The following is a 3760-nucleotide window of genomic DNA, read 5'->3' as shown; positions in this document are numbered from 1 at the left end:
GTCGTGGACATCTGGGGCAAGGCCGGCGACGAAATCGGCAAGAAGATGATGGACCACCTCAAGGTCGAGAAGACCGTGGACCGTCATGGCAAGACCGTCGACCAGGAGTCCTTCAACTCGATCTACATGATGGCCGACTCGGGTGCCCGCGGTAGCGCGGCCCAGATCCGCCAGTTGGCTGGCATGCGCGGCCTGATGGCCAAGCCGGACGGCTCCATCATCGAGACCCCCATCACGGCGAACTTCCGTGAAGGCCTGAACGTGTTGCAGTACTTCATCTCCACCCACGGTGCTCGTAAGGGCCTGGCGGACACGGCGCTGAAGACCGCGAACTCCGGCTACCTGACGCGTCGCCTGGTCGACGTGACCCAGGATCTGGTGGTCATCGAGAATGACTGCGGCACCGACAACGGCATGGCGATGCGTGCCTTGGTCGAAGGTGGTGAAGTCATCGAATCGCTGCGTGACCGCGTCCTCGGCCGCGTCACCGCGATCGATGTTGTGCACCCCGAGACCCAGATTTCGCTGCTGGGTGCCAGCCACATGCTGGACGAAGACACGCTGGACGTGCTGGAAGCCGCTGGTGTCGACGAAATCAAGGTCCGCACGCCGCTGACCTGCGCCACACGTTTCGGCCTTTGCGCCAAGTGCTATGGCCGCGACCTCGGCCGCGGTGGCCTGGTGAACGTCGGTGAAGCTGTCGGCGTCATTGCCGCGCAGTCCATCGGCGAACCCGGTACGCAGCTGACGATGCGAACCTTCCACATCGGCGGTGCGGCGTCGCGTGCAGCGGTGGCCTCCAGCGTCGAAGCCAAGTCGGACGGCATCATCGGCTTCAACGCCACGATGCGCTACGTCACCAACGGCAAGGGCGAACTGGTGGTGATTTCCCGCTCCGGCGAGATCGTCATTTCCGACCCGCACGGCCGCGAGCGTGAGCGTCACAAGGTGCCGTATGGCGCGATCCTGAACATCAAGGCCAGCCAGACCATCAAGGCCGGTGTGGTGCTCGCGAACTGGGACCCGCTGACCCGCCCGATCATCACGGAATTCGCCGGCAAGGCAAAGTTCGAGAACGTCGAGGAAGGCGTGACCGTCGCCAAGCAGGTGGACGAGGTGACCRGTCTGTCGACCCTGGTCGTCATCGACCCGAAGCGCCRCGGTGCGGCCAAGGTGATCCGCCCGCAGGTCAAGCTGTTGGACGCTGGTGGCCACGAGGTCAAGATCCCGGGTACCGATCACTCGGTGGCCATCGGCTTCCAGGTCGGCTCGCTGATCCAGATCCGCGACGGCCAGGAGCTGCTGCCCGGTGAAGTGCTCGCCCGTATCCCGGTCGAAGGCCAGAAGACTCGCGACATTACCGGCGGTCTGCCGCGTGTGGCGGAACTCTTCGAAGCCCGCTCGCCCAAGGATGTTGGTGTGCTCGCCGAGCAGACCGGTACCGTGTCGTTCGGCAAGGAGACCAAGGGCAAGATTCGCCTGCAGATCACCGACCCGGACGGCAAGGCCCACGAGGAACTCGTGCCCAAGGAAAAGAACATCCTGGTGCACGAAGGCCAGGTGGTCAACCGCGGCGAGCTGATCGTCGACGGTGCCGCGGATCCGCAGGACATCCTGCGCCTGCTGGGCATCGAGGAACTGGCGCGCTACATCGTCGACGAAGTGCAGGACGTCTACCGTCTGCAGGGCGTGAAGATCAACGACAAGCACATCGAGGTGATCGTTCGCCAGATGCTGCGTCGCGTGATGATTACCAACCCGGGCGATTCGACCTACATCCTCAACGAGCAGGTCGAGCGCTCGGAGCTGCTGGATACCAACGACCGACTGCGCAAGGAAGGCAAGATGATTGCCATCCACGCGGACGTGCTGTTGGGCATCACCAAGGCCTCGCTGTCGACCGATTCGTTCATCTCGGCCGCTTCCTTCCAGGAAACGACCCGCGTGCTCACCGAGGCTGCCATCATGGGCAAGCGCGACGAGCTGCGTGGCCTGAAGGAAAACGTCATCGTCGGGCGTTTGATCCCCGCGGGCACCGGCATGGCCTTCCACGAGGCGCGCCGCGTCAAGGAAGCCATGGACGACGCCGAGCGCCGTGCCATCGCGCTGCAGGAGGCCGAGGAGCTGGCTGCTGCACAGATGGCTGGCGTGGACGCTGGCGACAGCTCGGCTGAATAAGCCCCCGAGGGTTCTGCCCTCCGAAGCCGCCCCCGGTTCAAGCCGCGGGCGGCTTTTTATTTGGTGGGCTCATTCGAGCGACCAGCGTTCCGGCGTCACGATGAGCAGCCCGCGTGGCCGGGCGCGCTTGGCCAGCGCCAGCACGGCCTTGTCGCGGGAGATCAGCCAGCGCGCCCGGCTCGAGAGTGCCAGATCAATGAATTTCTGATCGTCGGGGTCGCGGCAGACCAAGCGCGAGGCCGGGGGCTGGGGCTCGATGGTCTCGACCGGCTGCGCGTGGGCGTCGAACTGTGCCTCGATGAAGACCAGATCTGGCGCATAGCTCGCCGCGACGCCGCGACCCAGCACATGTCGGATCTCATCGCGCATGGGTGGCGCTACCAGCCAGCGCAACGTGCCCGAGGTGACCGCGGTGATCAAAGCCTGAATGCGTGAGTCGCGGAACACCAGCCAGTCCATCACGACCTGGGTGTCGATGACGATGGCCGGCTTGTCTGCGGCGGAAGACGGGAAGCTGGGTAAGGCGGCGGGCGGGGTGGAGGCGGCCATGTCGTCAGCTTACAGGGCATGGCGCATGCATCGGGCAGACCCTTGTGCCGAATTCCCCGCCGGTCTACAATCCTCGGCTCTTTGCCTTTTGGGCGGCGCATTGCTGCGTGCCTAAAAATCAGCGAAGGCTCACAGACTTCAAACGGGAACAAGTCGTTTATGCCAACCATCAATCAACTGGTGCGCCACGGTCGAGAGGCCGAGGTCACCAAATCCAAGTCGCCTGCGATGCAGAATTGCCCGCAGCGCCGCGGTGTCTGCACCCGCGTCTATACCACCACGCCCAAGAAGCCGAACTCGGCTCTGCGTAAGGTCGCCAAGGTGCGTCTGACCAACGGTTTCGAGGTCATCTCGTACATCGGCGGTGAAGGCCACAACCTGCAAGAACACAGCGTTGTGCTCGTGCGCGGCGGCCGTGTGAAAGACTTGCCCGGCGTTCGTTACCACATCGTCCGTGGTTCGCTCGACCTGCAAGGCGTCAAGGATCGCAAGCAATCGCGTTCCAAGTACGGCGCGAAGCGTCCGAAGAAGTAAATCGTTTGTTCGGCTCAGTCAGCATTGACTGAACCAACGTTGTTGCGGCTGCTGAAATGTCAGTCAGCCGAGTAAGTGGATAACCCCAGATGTCGGTGGTTGTCCAACGGAGTCCGGCAAACGCCACCTCCAACTGAAGCAGAAGGAAGAATCCCATGCCACGTCGTCGCGAAGTACCCAAGCGCGAAATCCTGCCGGACCCCAAGTTCGGCTCCGTCGATCTGTCCAAGTTCATGAACGTCATCATGGAATCGGGCAAGAAGGCCGTCGCTGAGCGCATCATTTACGGTGCCCTGGAGCAGGTCGAGAAGAAGATCGGCAAGGATCCGCTGGAAGTGTTCATGGTCGCCCTGAACAACGTGAAGCCCATGGTCGAAGTGAAGTCCCGCCGTGTCGGCGGTGCGAACTACCAAGTTCCCGTGGAAGTTCGCCCCGTCCGCCGGATGGCTCTGGCCATGCGTTGGTTGAAGGAATCCGCTCGCAAGCGCGGTGAGAAGTC

3 protein-coding genes and 1 pseudogene are annotated in these 3760 nt (G+C 63.1%); 3 read left to right on the top strand and 1 reads right to left on the bottom strand.

Annotated features, from left to right (window positions below):
* Positions 1–2178, top strand: a pseudogene (locus ACXJKR_RS26920) (DNA-directed RNA polymerase subunit beta'); the annotation flags it as partial.
* A gap of 69 nt (positions 2179–2247) precedes the next feature.
* Here the strand turns inward: ACXJKR_RS26920 and ACXJKR_RS26915 are convergent.
* Positions 2248–2727 (bottom strand): putative toxin-antitoxin system toxin component, PIN family, encoded by a 480-nt coding sequence (locus ACXJKR_RS26915; RefSeq protein ID WP_457325422.1) that lies wholly within the window; start codon positions 2725–2727, stop codon positions 2248–2250.
* Between the two features lie 159 nt (positions 2728–2886).
* Between ACXJKR_RS26915 and rpsL the strand changes: the two genes are divergently transcribed.
* Complete coding sequence (gene rpsL / locus ACXJKR_RS26910; protein ID WP_056194784.1) at positions 2887–3261, top strand: 30S ribosomal protein S12; 375 nt, start codon at positions 2887–2889, stop codon at positions 3259–3261.
* A gap of 155 nt (positions 3262–3416) precedes the next feature.
* On the top strand, positions 3417–3760 hold a 344-nt coding region (gene rpsG, locus ACXJKR_RS26905), incomplete at its 3' end, for a 30S ribosomal protein S7 (protein WP_457325421.1).

Source organism: Roseateles sp. P5_E11 (assembly GCF_054049355.1).
Note: the sequence above shows the minus strand (reverse complement) of the source record. Positions and strands in the feature narration are given on the sequence as shown.

What these genes read in the sequence shown, in the direction of transcription:
- rpsL (WP_056194784.1), top strand. Translation starts at nt 2,887, where the DNA reads ATGCCAACCATCAATCAACTGGTGCGCCACGGTCGAGAGGCCGAGGTC.
- ACXJKR_RS26915 (WP_457325422.1), bottom strand. Translation starts at nt 2,727, where the DNA reads ATGGCCGCCTCCACCCCGCCCGCCGCCTTACCCAGCTTCCCGTCTTCC.